Annotated in this window: 18 protein-coding genes; 3 read left to right on the top strand and 15 right to left on the bottom strand. The window is 62.5% G+C overall.

Translation table 11 applies throughout. The features are described from left to right. Position 1: 1 nt before the first annotated feature. From AC6JAM_RS08310 to AC6JAM_RS08300, 3 genes are all read right to left on the bottom strand, one after another. Complete coding sequence (locus AC6JAM_RS08310) at positions 2-2,401, bottom strand: ATP-binding cassette domain-containing protein (RefSeq protein WP_497934467.1); 2,400 nt, start codon at positions 2,399-2,401, stop codon at positions 2-4. Positions 2,402-2,493: 92 nt separating this feature from the next. Further along, entirely contained in the window at positions 2,494-2,913 is a 420-nt protein-coding gene (locus tag AC6JAM_RS08305) for a VOC family protein (protein ID WP_018770356.1), read from the bottom strand. Further along, positions 2,910-3,359 carry a helix-turn-helix transcriptional regulator gene (locus tag AC6JAM_RS08300; RefSeq protein WP_018770355.1) on the bottom strand — a complete coding sequence of 150 codons (450 nt, stop codon included), beginning with the start codon at positions 3,357-3,359 and terminating at the stop codon, positions 2,910-2,912. Before AC6JAM_RS08300 ends, AC6JAM_RS08305 begins: the two co-directional genes overlap by 4 nt. Positions 3,360-3,584: 225 nt before the next feature. Here AC6JAM_RS08300 and AC6JAM_RS08295 point away from each other — a divergent pair, with 225 nt between their 5' ends. After that, positions 3,585-3,989 (top strand): CBU_0592 family membrane protein, encoded by a 405-nt coding sequence (locus AC6JAM_RS08295; RefSeq protein WP_134164815.1) that lies wholly within the window; start codon positions 3,585-3,587, stop codon positions 3,987-3,989. A 33-nt stretch (positions 3,990-4,022) separates the two neighbouring features. Here AC6JAM_RS08295 and AC6JAM_RS08290 read toward each other — a convergent pair whose 3' ends face one another. The 12 genes from AC6JAM_RS08290 to AC6JAM_RS08235 form a co-directional block, all read right to left on the bottom strand. Beyond that, positions 4,023-4,658 carry a PAS and ANTAR domain-containing protein gene (locus AC6JAM_RS08290; protein WP_134164814.1) on the bottom strand — a complete coding sequence of 212 codons (636 nt, stop codon included), beginning with the start codon at positions 4,656-4,658 and terminating at the stop codon, positions 4,023-4,025. Positions 4,659-4,801: 143 nt separating this feature from the next. Then, complete coding sequence (locus AC6JAM_RS08285; protein WP_497934464.1) at positions 4,802-6,151, bottom strand: MFS transporter; 1,350 nt, start codon at positions 6,149-6,151, stop codon at positions 4,802-4,804. A gap of 156 nt (positions 6,152-6,307) precedes the next feature. Next, the gene (locus AC6JAM_RS08280; RefSeq protein ID WP_018770351.1) at positions 6,308-7,105 is read right to left on the bottom strand and encodes an IclR family transcriptional regulator; all 798 of its coding nucleotides are present in this window, start codon (positions 7,103-7,105) and stop codon (positions 6,308-6,310) included. A gap of 99 nt (positions 7,106-7,204) precedes the next feature. Then, positions 7,205-7,942: a fumarylacetoacetate hydrolase family protein gene (locus AC6JAM_RS08275; protein WP_144601410.1), complete on the bottom strand. Its 738-nt coding sequence runs from the start codon at positions 7,940-7,942 to the stop codon at positions 7,205-7,207. 17 nt (positions 7,943-7,959) lie between these two features. Then, complete coding sequence (locus tag AC6JAM_RS08270; RefSeq protein ID WP_144601411.1) at positions 7,960-9,012, bottom strand: D-2-hydroxyacid dehydrogenase; 1,053 nt, start codon at positions 9,010-9,012, stop codon at positions 7,960-7,962. Positions 9,013-10,122: 1,110 nt separating this feature from the next. After that, positions 10,123-10,863, bottom strand: a complete 741-nt coding sequence (locus tag AC6JAM_RS08265) for an SDR family NAD(P)-dependent oxidoreductase (protein WP_497934463.1) — start codon at positions 10,861-10,863, stop codon at positions 10,123-10,125. A 315-nt stretch (positions 10,864-11,178) separates the two neighbouring features. Then, positions 11,179-12,486 (bottom strand): ISL3 family transposase, encoded by a 1,308-nt coding sequence (locus AC6JAM_RS08260; protein ID WP_497934032.1) that lies wholly within the window; start codon positions 12,484-12,486, stop codon positions 11,179-11,181. Positions 12,487-12,642: 156 nt separating this feature from the next. After that, positions 12,643-12,939 carry a hypothetical protein gene (locus AC6JAM_RS08255; RefSeq protein ID WP_497934462.1) on the bottom strand — a complete coding sequence of 99 codons (297 nt, stop codon included), beginning with the start codon at positions 12,937-12,939 and terminating at the stop codon, positions 12,643-12,645. A gap of 162 nt (positions 12,940-13,101) precedes the next feature. Next, a complete protein-coding gene (locus AC6JAM_RS08250; protein ID WP_497934461.1) occupies positions 13,102-14,160 on the bottom strand; it encodes a 2,3-butanediol dehydrogenase in 1,059 nt (352 codons plus the stop codon). A gap of 139 nt (positions 14,161-14,299) precedes the next feature. Beyond that, positions 14,300-15,097 (bottom strand): SDR family NAD(P)-dependent oxidoreductase, encoded by a 798-nt coding sequence (locus AC6JAM_RS08245; RefSeq protein ID WP_497934460.1) that lies wholly within the window; start codon positions 15,095-15,097, stop codon positions 14,300-14,302. A gap of 159 nt (positions 15,098-15,256) precedes the next feature. Then, complete coding sequence (locus AC6JAM_RS08240) at positions 15,257-16,540, bottom strand: D-arabinono-1,4-lactone oxidase (RefSeq protein ID WP_497934459.1); 1,284 nt, start codon at positions 16,538-16,540, stop codon at positions 15,257-15,259. 114 nt (positions 16,541-16,654) lie between these two features. After that, a complete protein-coding gene (locus AC6JAM_RS08235) occupies positions 16,655-17,422 on the bottom strand; it encodes a FadR/GntR family transcriptional regulator (protein WP_497934458.1) in 768 nt (255 codons plus the stop codon). Positions 17,423-17,538: 116 nt separating this feature from the next. On the opposite strand from AC6JAM_RS08235, the gene AC6JAM_RS08230 reads away from it, so the two are divergent. Both AC6JAM_RS08230 and AC6JAM_RS08225 read left to right on the top strand, forming a co-directional pair. Beyond that, entirely contained in the window at positions 17,539-18,786 is a 1,248-nt protein-coding gene (locus AC6JAM_RS08230; RefSeq protein ID WP_497934457.1) for an amidohydrolase family protein, read from the top strand. Beyond that, positions 18,786-19,169, top strand: a complete 384-nt coding sequence (locus AC6JAM_RS08225; protein WP_497934456.1) for a Rieske (2Fe-2S) protein — start codon at positions 18,786-18,788, stop codon at positions 19,167-19,169. Before AC6JAM_RS08230 ends, AC6JAM_RS08225 begins: the two co-directional genes overlap by 1 nt.

Raw genomic sequence — 19,169 nt, 5'->3', positions numbered from 1 at the left:
TTCAGCCACCCACGTACGTGGCCAGGTGCTGCCCGGTGAGCGTCGCCCGCCCGGCCACCAGCTCGGCCGGCGTGCCCTCGAAGACGATCCTGCCGCCGTCGTGCCCTGCGCCCGGACCGATGTCGATGATCCAGTCAGCATGCGCCATCACGGCCTGGTGGTGCTCGATGACGATAACCGACTTGCCGGAATCCACCAGCCGGTCCAGCAGGCCCAGGAGCTGTTCGACGTCGGCCAGGTGCAGGCCCACCGTTGGCTCGTCCAGGATGTAGGTGTCACCCGTCTCCGCCATCTGCGTGGCCAGCTTGAGCCGCTGGCGCTCGCCGCCGGACAGGGTGGTCAGCGGCTGGCCGAGGGTGATGTAGCCCAGGCCGACGTCCGCCAGGCGTTCGAGGACTTTGTGGGCGGCCGGGGTCTTGGCCTCGCCCCCGGCAAAATAGGCAAGGGCCGCGTCCACGGACATGTCCAGCACGTCGGCAATGTTCTGCCCGCCCAGCGTGTATTCGAGGACGGCGGGCTGGAAGCGGCGCCCCTCGCAGTCCTCGCAGGTGGACTCGACCGTGGCCATGACACCCAGCTCGGTGAAGATCACGCCCGCGCCGTTGCAGGTGGGGCAGGCGCCCTCGGAGTTGGAGCTGAACAGCGCCGGCTTCACGCCGTTGGCCTTGGCGAACGCCTTGCGGATGGGCTCCAGCAGCCCGGTGTAGGTGGCCGGGTTGCTGCGCCGGGATCCCTTGATGGCGCCCTGGTCGATCACGATCACGCCCTCGCGCCTGGCCAGTGAGCCGTGGATCAGCGAGCTCTTCCCGGACCCGGCCACGCCCGTCACCACGCACAGCACTCCCAGCGGGACATCCACGTCCACGCTGCGCAGGTTGTTCGTCGAGGCCCCGCGGACTTCGAGTGCCCCGCTGCGTTCGCGGAACGAATCCTTCAGCCGGGCCCGGTCGTCCAGGTGGCGCCCGGTGATGGTGCCGCTGGAACGCAGCCCGTCGACGTCGCCCTCGTAGACAATCTCGCCGCCGCCAGTGCCGGCCTTGGGGCCGAGGTCGACGACGTGGTCGGCGATGGCGATCATCTCCGGCTTGTGCTCCACCACCAGGACGGTGTTGCCTTTGTCCCGAAGCTGCAGCAGGAGGGTGTTCATCCGCTCGATGTCGTGCGGGTGCAGGCCGATGCTGGGCTCGTCGAAGACGTAGGTGACATCGGTGAGGGAGGAACCCAGGTGGCGGATCATCTTGGTCCGCTGTGCCTCGCCGCCGGAGAGGGTGCCGGCCGGGCGGTCCAAGGAGAGGTAGCCCAGGCCGATTTCGGCAAAGGAATCGAGGAGGTCCCGCAGCCCGATGAGCAGGGGACGGACGGAGGGCTCGTCCAGGTCGCGGATCCACTGCGCCAGGTCGCTGATCTGCATGGTGCAGAGGTCCGCGATGTTCTTGCCGTTGATCCGTGCGTTGAGCACCTCCGGCGTGAGCCGCGTCCCCCCGCAGTCGGGGCAGGTGGCGAACGTGACCGCGCGTTCCACGAACCTCTTCACGTGCGGCTGCATGGCCTCCACGTCCTTGGAGAGCATAGACTTTTGGATTTTGGGGATGATGCCCTCGAACGTGAGGTTGACGCCCTCCACCTTGATCTTGGTGGGCTCGGCGTACAGCATCGTCTCCAGCTGCTTCTTGGTGAACGTGGCGATGGGCTTGTCCATGGGCAGGCCCATGCCCTCGAACAGGCGCCCGTACCAGCCGTCCATGGAGTAGCCGGGGACGGTGAGCGCGCCTTCGGCGAGGGACTTCGACTCGTCGTAGAGGGCGGTCCGGTCAATGTCGCTGATGTTGCCCATGCCCTCACAGCGGGGGCACATGCCGCCCAGGTAGGTGACCTGGCGGACCACGTTCTTTTCCACCCGGCCGCCCTTTTCGGTGCTCATGATGCCGCTGGCCTTGCGGGTGGGAACGTTGAAGGAGAACGCGGTGGGCGGGCCGACGTAGGGTTTGCCCAGACGGCTGAACAGGATGCGCAGCATGGCGTTGGCGTCGGTGGCGGTGCCCACGGTGGAGCGCGGGTTGGCGCCCATCCGTTCCTGGTCCACGATGATGGCGGTGGTCAGTCCCTCCAGCCGGTCCACGTCGGGGCGGGCCAGGTTGGGCATGAAGCCCTGTACGAACGCGCTATAGGTCTCGTTGATCATGCGCTGCGATTCGGCGGCGATGGTGGCGAAAACCAGGGAGCTTTTGCCTGAGCCGGACACACCGGTGAATGCCGTGAGCCGCCGCTTGGGCAGCTCAAGGCTGATGTCCTTGAGGTTGTTCTCCCGCGCCCCCTGGACGCGGATCAGGTCGTGGGTGTCGGCGATATGGGTCCCGGCTTTCGTGGCCATGCCCTCATCGGTGGTGATGTCCGTGCTCAAAATGTCCCCCTTCTCCTGGAGCGGCGCGGAGGGAGGCTGCGCTGGCAGCCTCCCGTCGGCGTCGTCCGTTATATACGTGACTGGTTATATGCCTAGGCCTGCTGGTTGATCCGGACCGTATTTCCGGCGGGGTCGCGGAATGCGCAGTCGCGGATGCCGTACGGCTGGTCGATGGGCTCCTGGACGACGTCCGCCCCGGTCGCCTCCACCTTGGCGAACGCGGCATCCACGTCCGGGGAGGACAGGACGATGGTGGCGTAGGTGCCTTTGGCCATCATCTCCGTGATGGTGCGGCGCTCGTCGTCGGTGATGCCGGGGTCCACGGCCGGCGGGTGCAGGACGATGGAGACGTCCTTTTGGCCTGCGGGGCCAACGGTGATCCAGCGCATGGTGCCCTTGCCCACGTCGTTGCGGATTTCGAAGCCCAGGGCGTCGCGGTAGAACGCCAGCGAGGCGTCCGGATCGGTAGCGGGAAGGAAGGTTGAGGAAATGTTGATGTCCATGGCAGTCATGCTAGTAACGGCTCGGGGGCGGACGCTTCTCGATTCCTGACCGGTCTGGTGACCTGCTTCGCCACGCAGGCGGGGATGCCCGCCGTCGCGCTTTGCGCTTCCTGCTTGTAGATGCTGGGCGGCATCCCCACCAGTTCGCTGAAGCGGGTGCTGAAGGTTCCCAGCGATGAACAGCCGACGGCGAAACACACGTCGGTGACGCTGAGGTCACCCATCCGGAGCAACGCCATGGCCCGTTCGATGCGGCGGGTCATGAGGTAGCTGTAGGGGGATTCGCCGTAGGCGAGCTTGAACCGCCGGCTGAAATGGCCCGCGGACATATGGACGTCCCTGGCGAGGGATTCGACGTCGAGCGGCTGGGCGTACTCCCGGTCCATGCGGTCCTTGACGCGCCTCAACTGGGTGAGCTCGCGGAGGTAGGGATCGGAAGCGGGACTGGTGGTCACAGCTCTGATCGTGCTACGCGGCAGGGGTCTTGTCCACCCTTCGGGCGGTGGGGGATTCGGCGTCAAAGTGACCCTCGGCAGCGGGGTATGATTGTGCCGCTGCCAGCGCATGAGGTCCTCGCCCGAACAGGGCTCGAGGCAACGCAGAGCTGGCGAAACCAAACCCTGAATCACCATCTTCAGCCCTGCCCGGATACTGCGCAGGCACCACTTTGGAAGGACACCATGGAACTGCTGTGGGAAATTGCCGGCTGGGCAGGCGCTGTTGCGATTCTCAGTGCTTACCTTGCGGTTTCCATGGGCTGGCTGAAGGCAGGCAAGGGTTTCCAGACGGCCAACCTGTTCGGATCCGTTGCCTTCATCATCAACGGGACGCTGCACGGGGCATGGCCGTCCGTGGTTACCAATGTGGCGTGGTTCCTGATCTCTGCCGTTGCGCTGGTCCGCATGCGTTCCGAAAACCCAGCTGCTGCCGTCGAGCCGGCGCAGGTTCAGTATCCCGGTGTCCCCGACACCACCGGCCAGATGGCGGTTGTTGAGGCCTTGACCGGTTCCATGCCCGTTGTGGCTTCCAGGCCTATTGGGGGTTCCGCCCCGGTTGGAGCGGACGGGCCGCGCCTGGCGTTGTAGGGTTCGACGGCGGCCCGCGCGTGGGGGCGGCGGTTACAGCAAAGGGTGTGGCTGGTTTGTCAGATTTCCGGCCCGCCCGGTTGCCCGTTCCACGATTTCCTGGGCGATCGCGTGTACCTTGCGGTTCGTATCCTGGCTTAACTGGCTCAGGAGGTCGTAGGCCTCGTCGGCGGTGACACCGGTGCGCCCCATGAGGATGCCTTTGGCCTGCTCAATGACTGCCCGGCTGCGGGCTGAGGCGGCGACCGCCTCGGTGGCCAGTTGGTGCCGGTCGGTATGGATCGATGTGGTGAGGTCCACCACCACGCCCCAGACGCCAACAGGGGTGTCCCCGTCCAGGATGTAGTCCGCCGAGTAGAGCAGTTTGTGTTGACGGTCCTTGCGGTCCCGGATGGAAACGTAGATCGATGATGGGCCCCCAGCGGCTGAGACGTGGTCCCAATACGCCTGGACCCTGGGCCGGTCTGCCGGCTCGATGTGGGCCATGGCCATGTCCATGGAGGGGACAACCTCGCCGCGCTCATACCCGTAGATCCGGTACAACCCGTCCGACCAGCGGAAGATGCCGTCCGCGAAGTAGTACTCGACCAGTCCGGTGGGACAGTCGAGAAAGACATCATTCGGGATATCGACGGATCCAAGTCCTGGAAAACTGCTGCTGGAAGTCACTGAAGGGCCATTCGACGTGCTGTGTCCCGGCTACCCCCGGCCTGGACGTGAAAGCAACAGAATATAGCAGCGGCCCCCACCCCGCGGATCCCGCACGCATGAGTGCGGGATCCGTGGGGGCGTGGGCGGGACGGCGCCGGTTGTTACCTGGCGTCCTCTACGAGCACCAGGTCGCGGCCATTCGTTTCCGGGGTGACGAACGTGGTGGCGAACGAGATCGCCGCCAGGACCAGCGAGTAGACCGCCGGGACCAGCCAGGAGTGGTTGGTCACTGCCAGCAGTGCCACGCCGATCATCGGGGCGAAGCCGCCGGCAAGTACGGCGGACAGTTCGCGGCTGAGGGCCACGCCGGTGAAGCGGTGCTGGGAGCCGAAGAGTTCCGGCAGCAGGGCGCACTGCGGGCCCAGCATGGCCTGCACGCCGAGGGCGATGCCCATCACCATGACCACCCACACCAGGGTGACATTGCCCAGTGTGACCAGGTAAAAGGCCGGCAAGGCGATAACGGCCTGGAAGAGTGCGCCGTAGCGGTAGACGGGAACCCGGCCGAAACGGTCGGACAGGGCGCCGAAGGCAACAACCATTACCGCGGCGAAGCCCGCGGCAATCAACAGGCCTGTGGGGCCGATGAACTTGTCGCCGGCGAAGACACCTGCGGGCATGCTGATGAAGGACACCAGGAGCGCGGAATAGATGGACGAGTTGCCGTTTTCCCCCATCCGCAGGCCGATACCTATCAGCACGTTTTTCTTGGAATGCTTCCAGATCTGGCCCACAGGGTTTTTGGCCACGGCCTTGTGCTTCTCGAGTTCCTGGAAGACCGGCGTCTCTTTGAGCCGAAGCCTGATGAAGACGGCAATCGCAATCAGGACGACGCTTGCCAGGAACGGTACGCGCCACAGCCAGGCCTGCAGGACTGCCTTGTCCGCCAGCGCCATCAGGGCGAATGTCCCGGCGCCCAGGAGGGTGCCCAGCTGGATGCCGACGAACGGCAGGGACGCGAAGAAACCACGACGGCGGCGCGGAGCCACCTCCGAAATAAGGGTCGTGGCGCCTGCCTGCTCGGCGCCGGCGCCAAGGCCCTGCAGGATACGCAGGGCCACCAGGAGTACCGCACCGAGCATTCCCGCCTGTTCAAAGGTGGGCAGGAGGCCGATGGCGCAGCTGGACAGGCCCATCAGGCCGATGGTCAGGATCAGCACCATCTTCCGGCCAAAGCGGTCACCAATGTAGCCGAACACCACGCCGCCGAAGGGCCGGGCGGCGAAGCCGACGCCGTAGGTGGCGAAGGAGGCGATGACTGCTCCACTCTCACCCAGTGGTGCGAAGAAGAGCGGGCCGAAGATCAGGGCCGAGGCAAGGCCGTAGATGTAGAAGTCGTAGTACTCCAGGGCGGAGCCCACGGAGCTGGCAAGAGTTGCCCTTCGCAGCTGGTCCGGATCGACGACGGCGCCGTCCGCGGTGGCCTGCGGTGATTTAGTACGAGTTGTCACGAGAACTCCCTCTAACGCACTCCAGGCCCCCGTTGGCCTGGTGGGATAGCGACAACGCCCATTGCGTCGATCACTATGCTGAACACGATACAGCAAGTTGAACAACTGGCAATAGTCTCTGGCTGTTATATGTCGCAGAAGGCCGCCGCTTGGCGTTCAGCCCATCGGGTTGCCCAGCGAGTGGGCCAGTTCCTGCAGCTCCTTGACTATCTGGGAACCCTGTTCCGGCGTGTAGGTGGCTTTGAGGGCCGTGACGGACAGGCCCAGGCTGGGGCCGTGCGCGCCCCGCGTGGGAACGGCAACGGCCAGGCAGACCACGCCGGTGGTGGATTCTTCGTCCTCGAAGGCAAAGCCCTGCTCGCGGATTTCCCGCAGCTGCGCCTTCAGCTCCGCCCCTGTCCGTAAGGACTTTGGCGTGAGGACGGGCAGTTCTGCGTCATCGGGGAACATCTCCTCGATGTCGTGCACATTCAGCCGGGCGATCAGCGCCTTCCCCACTGCGCAGAGGGATACGGGCATCTTGTCGCCGATATTGGAGGTGAGCCGCACGGCCGGGTGGCCCTCGTACCGGGCAAGGTAAATGACGTTTGTTCCGTCCAACATGGCGATCCGGACCGTCTCGCGGGAAAGGACGGAGGCCTGTTCGCAGTAACGGTAAAACTCCTGGACTTCGTCCATGCGGCCCAGGTAGGCGGCACCCAGTTCCACCAGCTTGCGGCCAAGGGTGAACTCCGAGCCCTGCCTGCTGATCAGGCGCGCCTCCTCCAGGGCCAGCAGGAGATTGGAGGTGGATGACTTGGGAATTCCCACTTCGCGCGAGAGATCGCTGAGCGTCAGCCGCCCGGTTGCCGAGGCGGCCAGGGCATCCAGGACGGCCGCGGCGCGGGTGACTGCGGGCGCCGGAGAGGCGGTTCCCGATTTTTCGGATGACGCAGGAATGGGGGAATCGGCCATGATTCTCCTTGGGTTTGCCGGGGCGGGCTTCGCTGTTGTTCAGTCCTCTGAACGTTATCCATCTTAACGTCCTGCGACGCCCGCTGACGCCGGCCCGGCTCAGGCCACGCGGTTGCTCAGGGTTCCAATGCCCTCCACCGTGATGTCCACACGGTCCCCGGGCTCGACGGGAACCACTGTGGCGGGCGCTCCGGTCATCACCACGTCGCCGGGTTCCAAGGTCAGCCATGAAGTGACATAGATGAGGCAGTCCACCACCGAGGAGGGGAGGTTGAAGGTCCCGGAAGTGGCCTTTGCGGCCCCATTGACGTAGACGTCGATGGCCACCCTTTCGGGATCCGGGAGTCCGGTTTCTATCCAAGGGCCCAGGGGTGTGTAGTTGACGCCGGCCTTGCCCTGGAAGTTCCGCTCGTCCACCGCGTTCTGATCCACGTTGGTGACGTCGTTGACGCAGGTGTAGCCGAAGACGTGCTCCAGGGCGTTTTCCGCGGTCAGGTTGGCGGCGGTCCTGCCCATCACGACGGCGAGTTCACCCTCGGCATTGACCGTGCCTTGTCCACGGACCGCGGTGATGGCATCGCCCGGCCCGGCGATGGTGTGGACGGACTTGTGCCACGCCTGGATGGGCAGGGGATGGTCATTCAAAGTGCGGTTATGGCCAATGCCCAGGACGACGGCGGGCCTCACCGGGGCGAGGAATATTGCCTCGTTGTGGGTGGTGGCACCGCCGGTGTAGCGGAGGCTTTCCTCAAACGGGTCGACGATGTGGTCCCAGCCGCTGTCGCTCTCAACGGCGTACTGCGGACCAGCTGCTGTATTTAGTCTTGCGATGCGCACCGGTTCTCCGCCCCGTCCTAGTAGAAGTGGACCGTGTCCACGAGGTGGGGGAGATCCCCGCCGTCGAGGAAGGTGCGCAGGTTGCTGCAGAAGCGCTCGGTGATGAGTCGGTTCTCGGCTGCGCTGAGGGCCGAGGTGTGGGGCGAAACCATGACCCGGGGATGGTTCCATAGCGGGCTGTCCTGCGGCAGCGGCTCCACGGCGAAAACATCCAGGCAGGCGTAGCCCACCTGGCCGTTGTCCAGTGCCTCCAGCAGGGCGTCCTCGTCCACCACGGTGCCGCGGCCTACGTTAACGAACGTCGTGCCGGGCTTCATGGCGGCGAACAGTTGGCGGTTGAACAGCTTCTCCGTGTAGGCAGTGCCGGGCAGGGTGTTGACGACGGCGTCTGCCGTGGCCAGGAGGGCAGGAAGGCCGGCGTTGTCCACAACCTGATCGATCCCGTCGATGGGCTCTACGGACCGTTTGGTACCGCTGACCTTCATGCCCAGCGCCCGGGCGATCCGGGCCGTTTCCAATCCGATTTCCCCCAGGCCGCTGACCACGAGGTTGGAGCCGTTGACGAGCCGGGTGGGGACGCGAAGGGTGGGCCAGGCCTTCGCCGCCTGGTCCTGGGCAAGTCCGGAACTCCGCTTGAAGCCGTTCAGGATTCCCATCGCAGCGAATTCCGCGAGGGGCAGGGCGTGCACTCCGGCGGAGGTGGTGATCCTGAATTTCTGCAGGACGTCCTGGCTGAGGCCGGACGCCTTCACCGCTCCGCCCGCTCCCGCCGCCATGGCATGGATCCATTGCAGTCCGGGATTGTCGCGGGCGATGCGGGCGAGCCCAGCTGGGCTTTCGTTGGGGAAGCCGTAGAGCACTTCGGCGCGGTTGAGCATTGCCCAGTAGCGCTCCTCCTGCTCGTCGGTGCGTTTGAAGGCGGGATCGCCGGCGTGGTCGGCTGGATAGCGTTCCGGGGGCAGGAGGTCGGGCTCGTAAAGGACGGTAATCGAAGGATCAATGGCGCGAATCTGGTCCACAAGCTCTGCTTCGAGCGGGACGGCGATGGCTACGGTCGTACGGGAAGTCATATGTTCACTATAATGGATAACGTTCGGTAGGTTGGACTTCGTAGGACTTCTGTGAAGCTTGCGAGCCCTGACAGGCGCCCTGGTAGTTGGGCACCGAACTAACTGGTTCCCGGCTGGGACAAACCTTGGCTGCGTGTCAGGTTGGGATCTATAGAGGTTGGATTAGCACGTCAGGAAAACGGGTTTCCGACTTCAACCTGACGTAGCTCATACGCCTGGCTGACGTCAGGTTGGGGTGTGGTGTAAATAGGCGAAGTGGCTGTCTTGGGACTCGCGCCGGACAGATTAGTGGCGCGTTTGAGCAGGAGTTAGTCGCGGCCGAAAGGGCGTTCGCGGAGTGAGAATCCGAGGCGGTTGTAGAGCTGCGGATAGAAGCGGAATACTTTCGTCGATTGAGGCCTGCCAATAGAGCCTATATGGACGGCGTAACCAAGCTGTGGCGGCTTGTAGTCACCACGATCAATTCGCGAAACTCCCTGGTTGTGCCGCATGGCACTTCGGGGTCGACGCGAACGGTGTACTTCCCGAAATCGCGTTGTATGACCAAAATACCCTGCCGGGCGTTCAAGAGCGGCGGGAATGAGTCTGCTGATGGCACGATTAAGTTTGTCGTCTCTGCTTTGGGGCCCGTCCAAAGTGATGACTTCAAGAGAAAGTGGAAGCCGAGGGCTTGGAGCCATGCCGGCGCCCGTCAGTGAGAAGGCATCACTGACTTCCGGTTCTTGCAACTTGTAGGACACAAGTCCTCCTTGATTGGGTCGACGGGAGGTGCCGTCAGGGTTACCGGACGTTTGTGCGGGGAACACGATCTGCCTATCGTCCCCTCGGCTGGTAGAACGGAGGTCTTCACCCGAATACATATGAGGTTGAGTCCTCAGTCTTAGACTGCAAGGACTTCAGGGTGCGATCGAGGGCGAAAGCCTGGGTGTAGACGAACCCGCCTCTTCGGCTCGAGGCACGATCGCCACCCATGGACAGGAGGTGAGGGCAGGCGAACTTATGGCAGGGTAGCGCGGAGGCCAACAACGCCTAGGATGCAGCGGGCCGCCCCAAGAGCTTCTGGTACCTCTTACAGTCTTCCGGCCTCGGGGCGATTGCCCGTGTGCTGTGCTAACCCGCTGAACGGCCGCCGTCGACGAGCCAGACTTGTCCGGTAACGTGCGAGGCCTGGTCGTCATCGGCGAGGAATGCAACCACGTTGGCGACTTCTTCCGCTCGGCCGAGCCTGCCCTGCGGTATCTGCGACTCCAGCATGTCGACAAACGATTTAGGTGAATTCGCAAGGATCGGAGTGGCGATGGTACCCGGTCCGACCGCGTTAACGCGGATTCCCTTCTGGGCGTACTCCAGTGCGGCTGTGCGGGTGAGCATCACGTCGGCACCTTTCGAAGCTATGTACGCAATCGAGGTCGGGGTGGCGCGGAAACCGCCGACGGACGCCGTATTCACGATAGCGCCACCGTCGTTGGCCAGCATCAGTCGTAGTCCGGCCTGGAGGACCAGGAACTGTCCGCGGACGTTGACCGCCATCACTTTGTCGAATTCTTCAACCGGATACTCATGCGTCAGAGCCTGTGCTCCGCCGATGCCGGCGTTGTTGGCAAGAATGTTCAGCTTCCCGTACTCCGCCATTATCCATTTCTCCGTGGCGCGCACGTCTGCCTCATCTGCGACATTGAGCCTTCGTGCGATGGCCCTTTCGCCCAAATATTCCGCGATCTCGTCGCGGGCCTCGGAGACATCGGCGATGATGACTGTCGCCCCGTCTGCGTGGAGCCTCCTCGCTATCGCTTCTCCGATACCGGATGCCGCTCCCGTTACGAGTGCAACTTTCCCTGTGAACCGTGCCATGGTGATGTCTCCTTCGCCTAAAAATAGGCATTTATATAAGTTCTCTGGCCTCTGACAGGCCATGCACGGAAGAAAATGCTAGCCTCTGTGCTGCCATTAAAGAGGGCCCTATTTAGAGGCTGGTATGCGTGAGCCAGATATCCTGCCGTCGCACAGTGCGGCGCAGCCTGCGTTGTATCGGTGCTCCCTAAGGCGCCGGCATCGCGGCAAGACGAACTGCCCGGCTCCTCTCTTCTGGCCTACGTCTCCGTCACTTACCTGGCACTGCAACAGACCGGAATTCTCGAGATGGTCATCAAGCAGTTAAGGGGCTCTTCAGAATTGAGAGTGTAGTTTCGGTCTGAATCCGCCGGATTCCAGCAGCGATCTGGCGACATAGTTGGTGAGATTCCGGAAGCCGAGGGCAGATCCTCGTAGGTGTTCGAGTCTCCCATTGATCGCTTCACTTGGGCCGTTTGATGTGCCGGGTCGCTCGAAGTATGCCAGCACGTCCTGGGCCCGTCGTTTGAGGGTGCGCCCGAGAGTTCGGAGCTCGGTCAGCGCGGTGGGGACGCCGCTGCTGAGGGAGTCAATCACGGCTTGCATCATCTGCTGACCTTTGGCCCGGTCTGGTTCCCGGTAAGCGGCAACCATGCGCTGGTAGGCGCCCCAACTGGCTTCGACCTCAACATGCGTATCAGCGGTGAACAGGGTTTCCAGGCGTTGGCGTTGGTTCTCGGTGAGCAGGTCCGCGCCTGTGTGGATGGTCCGGCGAGCCGAATACAGCGGGTCCCCGGCCCGTCCGCGGTGCCCGCACGTCTGCTGCTGAACCCGCCGCCGGCACGAATCAAGGGCATCGCCGGCCAACCGGACGACGTGGAAGGGATCCATCACCGGGACCGCGTCGGGGAGTTCCTCGGCCGCGGCGCTCTTGAACCCGGAGAACCCGTCCATGGCCACGACCTCAACCCCGTCCCGCCATTCTTGGGGGCGTTCCTGGAGCCAGGTCGCGAAGGCTTGTTTCGAGCGGCCCTCGACCATGTCCAGCAGGCGGGACGGGCCCGTGCCATCGCGGATTGGGGTCAGGTCAATGATGACGGTGACGTACTTGTCTCCGCGGCGGGAGTGCCGCCACACATGCTCATCAACACCAATGACCTTGACCCCGTCGAAGCGGTGCGGATCATCGATCAAGACCCTCCGTCCTTCGGCCAGGACGGCCTTGTTCGCGGTATTCCAGGTGACGCCGAGTCCTTCGGCGATCCGGGCGACCGTGAGGTGCTGGCAGACGACGCCTTCCAACGCCCAGCGCAGCCCCCGGCGGGAGAGTTTCGCCCGCGGCTCGGCAGCCTTGGAAGTATCCTGCCGCCAGACGTGCCCGCACCCGGCGCAGCGGTAGCGGCGGATGCTGACCAGCAGTGTGGTCGGCCGCCACCCGAAGGGTTCATGGCCCAGCCGACGGGTCACCGTGTCACGGGGAACGCCCTGGCACCCGCACTTCCGGCACCAGTCATCAGGATCAACAACACGGCAGGCAAGGACGGCGCGGCCCGGGCGGACATGCTGCCCGGTCACTTCGAGTCCGAGTCCGTCGAGGCGGCAGAATGTGGTCAGGTCAGGGCTTTGGAAGGTAGCGTTAAACACGAGGGCCTTGCGGTAGAAAAATCACGATCTAGACAATCCGATTCTCTCCCAAGGCCCTCACCCCAGCCGAAACAACCTCCCCGCCCCGGACTTCTCACGCGGCAGCGCCGATTACACTCTCAATTCTGAAGAGCCAGTTAAGGACCGGCTCGGGTCCTATCCTCTGCGTTTTAAGAAGGGAAGTTGCTGGGGATCGATCCAGAGTTCGTAGCCATTGAATTTATCAATAAGCATTCTCGATTCGACGCCATCCTGCGCCAGCCATAGCATTTCGGCGGTTGCTTCTTCCACGCAACCGGTTCTGAGATATGTTCCCTCAAGTCGAACTTCCACAGTTGCCCCTCGGAGGTCGGACCAGTCATGGACTTGGTGTGTATAACTCGTTCGGAACCGAGAATCTTGAGGAACAATTTTCGGCATCCACGGAGTTCCAGATGGTGCTGCTGAACTCATGTCGCTTCCTAAGCTGCCCTGGATACATGATGAATCAACGGGTATGACTGCCCAAGTCCACGGGGACTCCGCCGCATGGGCCATTTGTGCAGGACGCGGAGATCCGCATTGCACGCTGCACTGGTGGTTGACGTGTAATGCGGATCCAGCGGGTTTGGCATATTAGGGCTTAACCAGGATTTTGACTTCTGAGGAGCGTCCGTCTCCTAGCAGGTGTTTGATGCCCTTTTCGACGACTTCGGAGAGGCTGATCGTGCTGCTGATGAGGCGTTCCGGTTTAATCCGGCCGTCGACGATGGCATCGCGCACTGCCTCAAATTCTTGTGCGGTGTAGGCGAACGAGCCGGTCAGGATCTTTTCCTTGAAGAGGAAAGGCATGACGTCCAGGGGTACGTCGTGATGAAATCCTGCAACGATAACTGCTCGAGCGGCGGGTGCGAGTGAATCTACTGCGACCTGAAGGCTCGCCTTTCCGACTCCGGAGGCGTCGAACGAAGCGTCGGCACCGCGTCCGTGCGTGACCCGCAATACGGCTTGTGCGACGTCTTCCTCGCGTGGGTCGATGACTAGGTCTGCGCCGAGCTCCAGCGCGAGCTGTTTGCGCACCTCGCTGAGTTCACTGACGATGACCGTTCCAGCGCCTTGGGCCTTAAGGCAAAGCAGCAGACTCAATCCGATGGGTCCGGCGCCGACCACAAGGGCCGTTCCGCCGTCGGGTAGGACAGCGGTGTTCACCGCGTGCCATGCGACCGCCAAGGGCTCAATGAGCGCAGCAATTTCGGGCGCAAATTCGGACGGCAGCTTGAAGGCGTGGTCCGCCGGCACGACAAGCGACTCGCTGAAACCGCCGCCCCAGCCGTGGATTCCAATAAAGGCGTAGTTGTCGCACATGTTGGGGTGCCCCGACAGGCAGGATGGGCACGTCCCGTCGGCAAAGTTTGGTTGCACCGCGACGAGGTCACCTATCGTGAGCGATTCGACATCGGCTGCGACCTCGACGACGTAGCCAGCGAATTCATGGCCGAGGCTGTGAGGGCCCGTTTCCCCAATTATTGGGTTTGCGTAGTCCCGCGGAACCGGCGCGTCTTGGTAGAGGGCCAAGTCGGATCCGCAAATGCCGGCGTAGGAGACATCTATACGGACCGTTCCGGGTCGTAGGTCGGGTCGTTCTACGTCCTCGATCCTAGCGTCTCGGGGGCCATGCAGGCGGAGTGTTCGCATTGTGATTCCTTCTTTGTGTTGTGCGTTGGACGCCGTGCCGGGTGGCGCGGCAGTGCGCTGACTGATTTCTCCGGTTGGGAAATCTGGTGCTCGGACTTTGGCTTCCTGGTACGGAGTAAGGAATTTTGTAGCCTGGTGTTCAGGTCAGAGACGTTGCGCGGGAAGTCGTGGCCCTGGGGTAGACCTGCGCGGTAATTCCTCCGTCTACAGGCAGCTGAACCCCTGTTATGTGCTGGGCCTGGTCGGAGACAAGGAACAAAACCGCCTCTGCGATTTCCTCGGGCTGACCCGCCCGTCCCTGGGGAACCGTTGCACCAAGGATGGCTTCTTTTTCAGCTATCGTCTGCCCGGGAGCGCCGGCCAGTGCCATCTTTGTTTTGATGTTGCCCGGAAGGATTGCGTTAACGCGTACGCCGGTCGTGGCCGTCTCGACAGCAGCGGTCTTGGTCAGCCCGATGACTGCATGTTTGGCTGCCGCGTACGCTGTACTGCCGGGTAAAGCGCCTGCGGAAGCCATAGAGCCGGTATTGACGACGGCCCCGGACCCTTGGGCCATCATGACGGGCAGCATGTACTTGAGGCCGAGGAAGACGCCTTTGACATTGATGGCCATGACTTTATCGAAACCGTCTTCGGGGTACTCAACCAGGGGCGCTTGCGGCCCGATGATTCCAGCGTTGTTGAAGAACGCGTCGATGGTCCCGAATTCCTGTTGTGCGCAGGTCACGTAGTCACGCACCTGTTGGGCGTTGGAAACGTCAGCTATGAAGACGATGGATTTCCCGCCTGCCGCCTGGATGTTTTCAGCGGTCTCTTGTAGCCCCGCAGCGTCAATGTCGACGAGGAGCACGGCTGCGCCTTCCCTCGCCAGTGCCATACTGGCGGCCCGTCCGAGCCCAGAGCCTGCCCCGGTAACAACAGCTCCTTTACCGGTCATTCTGTTCACTTTTATCTGCTTTCATGTTTGCGGCGGCGGCGGTGAGCAGGGCGTGCACGATATCGTTTCTGGGTTCAAAAGGTGCCGACCTGTGGATATCTGGGGACCTTGGCCAGATGGGGCCGGCGCGTCCTAATGCTGCTCCGGCCCCGCGGGAATTTATCCGAATAGGGGCCGCAGGTGGTCGTTGAGGAAGATGCCGTTTGGATCCTGCTCACGTCGGAGTGCGACGTAGTCGTCAAACTTGGGATAGGCGCTCTGAAGCTGCTCGCGGGTCATGAGATGGAGCTTGCCCCAGTGGGCCCGGGGTGCAAACGGCAGCAGCGTGTTATGTACGGCGCGCAGAAAAGGCCAGTAGTCGGTGCCCGGCATTCCAGCTACCGAGATCGTGGCTGATTTCCGCTGGTAGAACGGCGACATCCACGAGTCGTCGGCTTCTATTACCCGCATGAAGATCGGGTGGTTCTGCTCTGGGTGGGCCTCGCTCTGGCGCTGAACAAGGGCCACTGCTTCGAGGACGTCCTCGTACGGAACGGCGTATTCGAGTTCGTAGAACAATTTGGCGCCCTCGCCGATGGGCGCCGACAGCACGCGGTATGCGGGGCCCCGGCGGGCACCAAGCACATCGGACCATTCATTTTCTGGAATCTGGTCAATCTCGTTGGCCTGGAAGTAGACAGTCCGGTTCGCCATACTCTCGCCGTCAGGAGACGGAAGGCTGTATTCCTGAGCTGAGGTGTCGCTTTTGAGCCACATCAGGCCGTGATTACGGTTATTCGCAACCTCGTTCTCCCACGCATTCGCTGCGACATCCCAGTGCGGGAACTGGAACTTTTCTTCCAGGAAAAAGCGCGGGACAATGTTGAGCTCAACTTCAAGGAACACGCCCATGAGTCCGAGGCCGGTTTGAACGCCGTGGAGGCGGGGGTCATCTTCACCGATCTCGATGATCTCGCCGCGGCCGTCGACCAGACGCACCCAGGTCAGCATCGAGGAGAATCCGCGAAGGCCCCTGCCCGTTCCGTGCGTAGAGGTGTTCAAAGCACCAGCAATTGCTTGTTCCCAAATGATGCCCTGGTTGCTCAGCGACCAGCCGCGCTCCCACAATTCCGCCGCGAGGTTTTTGATCGTTGTACCCGCCCGGACCCGAACGCGCTGCTTCGTCTCGTCAATGGAAGTGATGCCCGTGAGCTTGTCGAGGTGCAGCAGAACGCCCTGCGTTGTCACCAGCGGAGAGAAGGAGAGGCTACTGCCCGCCGTGCGCAGGGTGAGGTTCTCGCGCAGTGCCACTCGGACGGCATCGGCCACTCCGGTCTCGGAATCAGGGTAAAAAGTCAACGCCGGGTTCGAAGTGAAGTTTTGGGCCCAGTTGGACCACGCTTCGTTTTCTTTTGGCTGGTCAGACATGATCGTCAACTCTGCCGGGTTGCTCGCCATCGTCATCGTTGGAGGCTCCTATTTTTGTTTAGAGGAGCCGAGTATCAAGGCTCCGTAGCCGAACAGCCCGTGCGGACTGCATGGACAACATTGGCACTAGCTGACGAGCGTTATGGTGTCCTATTTATCGGGTAGCAGGATGCTGGCCGCCCGGGTCTTCAAACGTTCGACAGGGTCCGGTTCCCCGTAAAGGTCCCGCGCCAAAGCCATCGCTTCGTCGAGCTCGCGCAGGGCGCGGTCTGCGTCCTTTGCGATGAGTGCCGCTGCTACGGCGCAGTGCCGCTCGTAGATCGTGTTGTCTTCCAACTGGATCTGCCCCGTATCCCGGTTTCGGCGGTAAGCGGCGAACGTGAGCGACTCCAGGACGTGGACGAACAACTCAAGTGCCGGGTTGCCGGTCAGCGCTGCGAGGATGGTGTGGAATCCGCGGAAGGCTGTGTGTTTTCGTTCGAAGAATTCGTCTGGTGCCTTGGCGAGTGTCCCTTCCCATTCCAGGAACTGTTCCAGGGTGCGGGCGTTGTCATTGTTCATGCGGTCGATGATCAGCGGCACCATCGACAGTTCGAGCGCACGACGCGCCTCAAAGGTGTGATTCGTCCGAACCCCGCGGAACCGGAGGTAAGGAATGGCCGCTTCAACAACCGCATCTGTTGAGGGTTGAGAAACCACCACCCCACCTCCCCGTCCGCGCCGGGTTTCAACCACGCCCTGCTGCTCAAGCATCCTGAGAGCCTCCCGCAACACCCCCCTGCTCACAGTGAAGCGGGCCATCAGGTCCGGCTCGGTTCCCAAACGCAACCCAATCGGCCAGCCCTCATTGCTGATCCAGTTCTGGATCCTTTCGGCTGTCACTGCGCCGGCCTTGTCGAATTCACCCGTTCCGATCATCTCTGACCTCCTAAATAGGACGTTATTTATGACCAGTATCACGCGTAGATTCATCAACTACAACGGCCCGAGTGGCTGGAAATAGGCTCCTATTTGACGGACAAGGAGGTTCCTCAATGACGAAAGAAACGAGCGACCTGAAGATCGGCGACCAGAAGCGCGTCGCCACGATCGACGCGGACACGCACCCGGACGTCCCCATGCACGAGATGATCGATTACATCCCGGAGCCGTGGCGGTCCAGGTACTACACCAACAGGGCCGCGGACGTGGAGAATGCCCGCCTTTTCTACGCGTCCCCGACCCCCGCACGGACTGACGCGCTGGTTACGGGCATGCGTCCCGGTGAAGACAAGCAGCTCTACGCCGAACAGGTCTTCCAGGAATCCAGCACAGACTACGCGATGCTTCTTCCCCTGACCCGAGCAAAGTGGTGGGACGCCGAATGGGAAACTGCCCGCTGCACTGGCATCAATGAGTACATTGCTGCCGACTGGCTGGGGTCTGCGAACAACTCGCACGGTCGCTACCGCGCAGGTATCCGCATCTCACCCGGTGACCCGGCCGGAGCGATCGCCGAGATGAACAAATGGGTCGGGCACGGGTTTTTTCCCCAGGTTCAGTTCGCACCGGAGGCGCTCGTGCATCCCATCGGGCATCCCCTGTACCGCCCGGTCCTGCGGGAGGCTGCCCGCCTCGGTCTGCCCATCGCGATGCACATCACGCGCGAAGGCTCGATGCAGTCGATGACTCCCGTCGGTTACAGCTCCTACCACATCGAAGTCATGGGCTCGTGGTCGCACTATTACGTCAACCACCTCGCCAGCCTCATCTTCGACGGTGTCTTCGACGAGCTTCCCGACCTGCGTGTGGTCTTCGTCGAGGGCGGCTTCAGTTGGCTCACACCGGCAATGTGGCGGTTCGACCGCTACTGGCAAGAGCTCGGCGCTGAGGTTCCCAACGTCAAGCGCCGCCCCAGCGACTCCATCCGCCAACAGATTCGGATCACCACCCAACCGTTCGAGGAGCCAAAGAACCCCCGGGACGTAATCAAGCTGATCGAAGCCGGCGGACTACAGGACATGCTGATGTTCTCGAGCGACTACCCACACTGGGACTACGACGACCCGCGCTTCATTGCCGGACGCCTCCCGGCCAGCTGGCGGGACAAGGTGCTGTTCGAGAACGCCCGTGAACTGTACAACCTGCCGGAGTTCCGACCCGTCGACGAACTCGACCTCACCGCCGACCCCATGACGCGGTACAGCCACGGCGTGAACCAAAACAAGGTCGACAGCTCGGGGCACGTCATCTCCCAGGTCAACACGCTCCAGGTCATGCACGAATTTGTGGGGTCCGACTGATGTCAGCAAATAACTCCACAACAGTCGGCTCGCGCACTGTCGTTGCCAAGATCGAAGACTTTCTGCCCGGGTCAATGGTCGTCGTGCCCGTCGGCAAGTTCGGCGTCGGTGTCTACAACATCGACGGCAAGCTGTCGGCAATCGCTAATTACTGCCCGCACCGGGGCGGTCCGATGTGTGTCGGGCAGCTCACCGGTGAAACGACGGCAGGGGAGGAGCCCTACTCGTCAAAATTCTCGCGCGAGAACGAGTTCATCAAGTGCCCCTGGCACGGGTGGGAGTTCGAACTCGAATCCGGGCAAGCCGCCGCCGCGAAAGTAAAGGTCCGAAGCTACGAAGTGGTCGTCGAGGACGGCTACGTGATTCTGCTTGGAGTTGCATAA

The organism is Arthrobacter sp. GmRoot5-12 (genome assembly GCF_059739365.1).
Note: the sequence above shows the minus strand (reverse complement) of the source record. Positions and strands in the feature narration are given on the sequence as shown.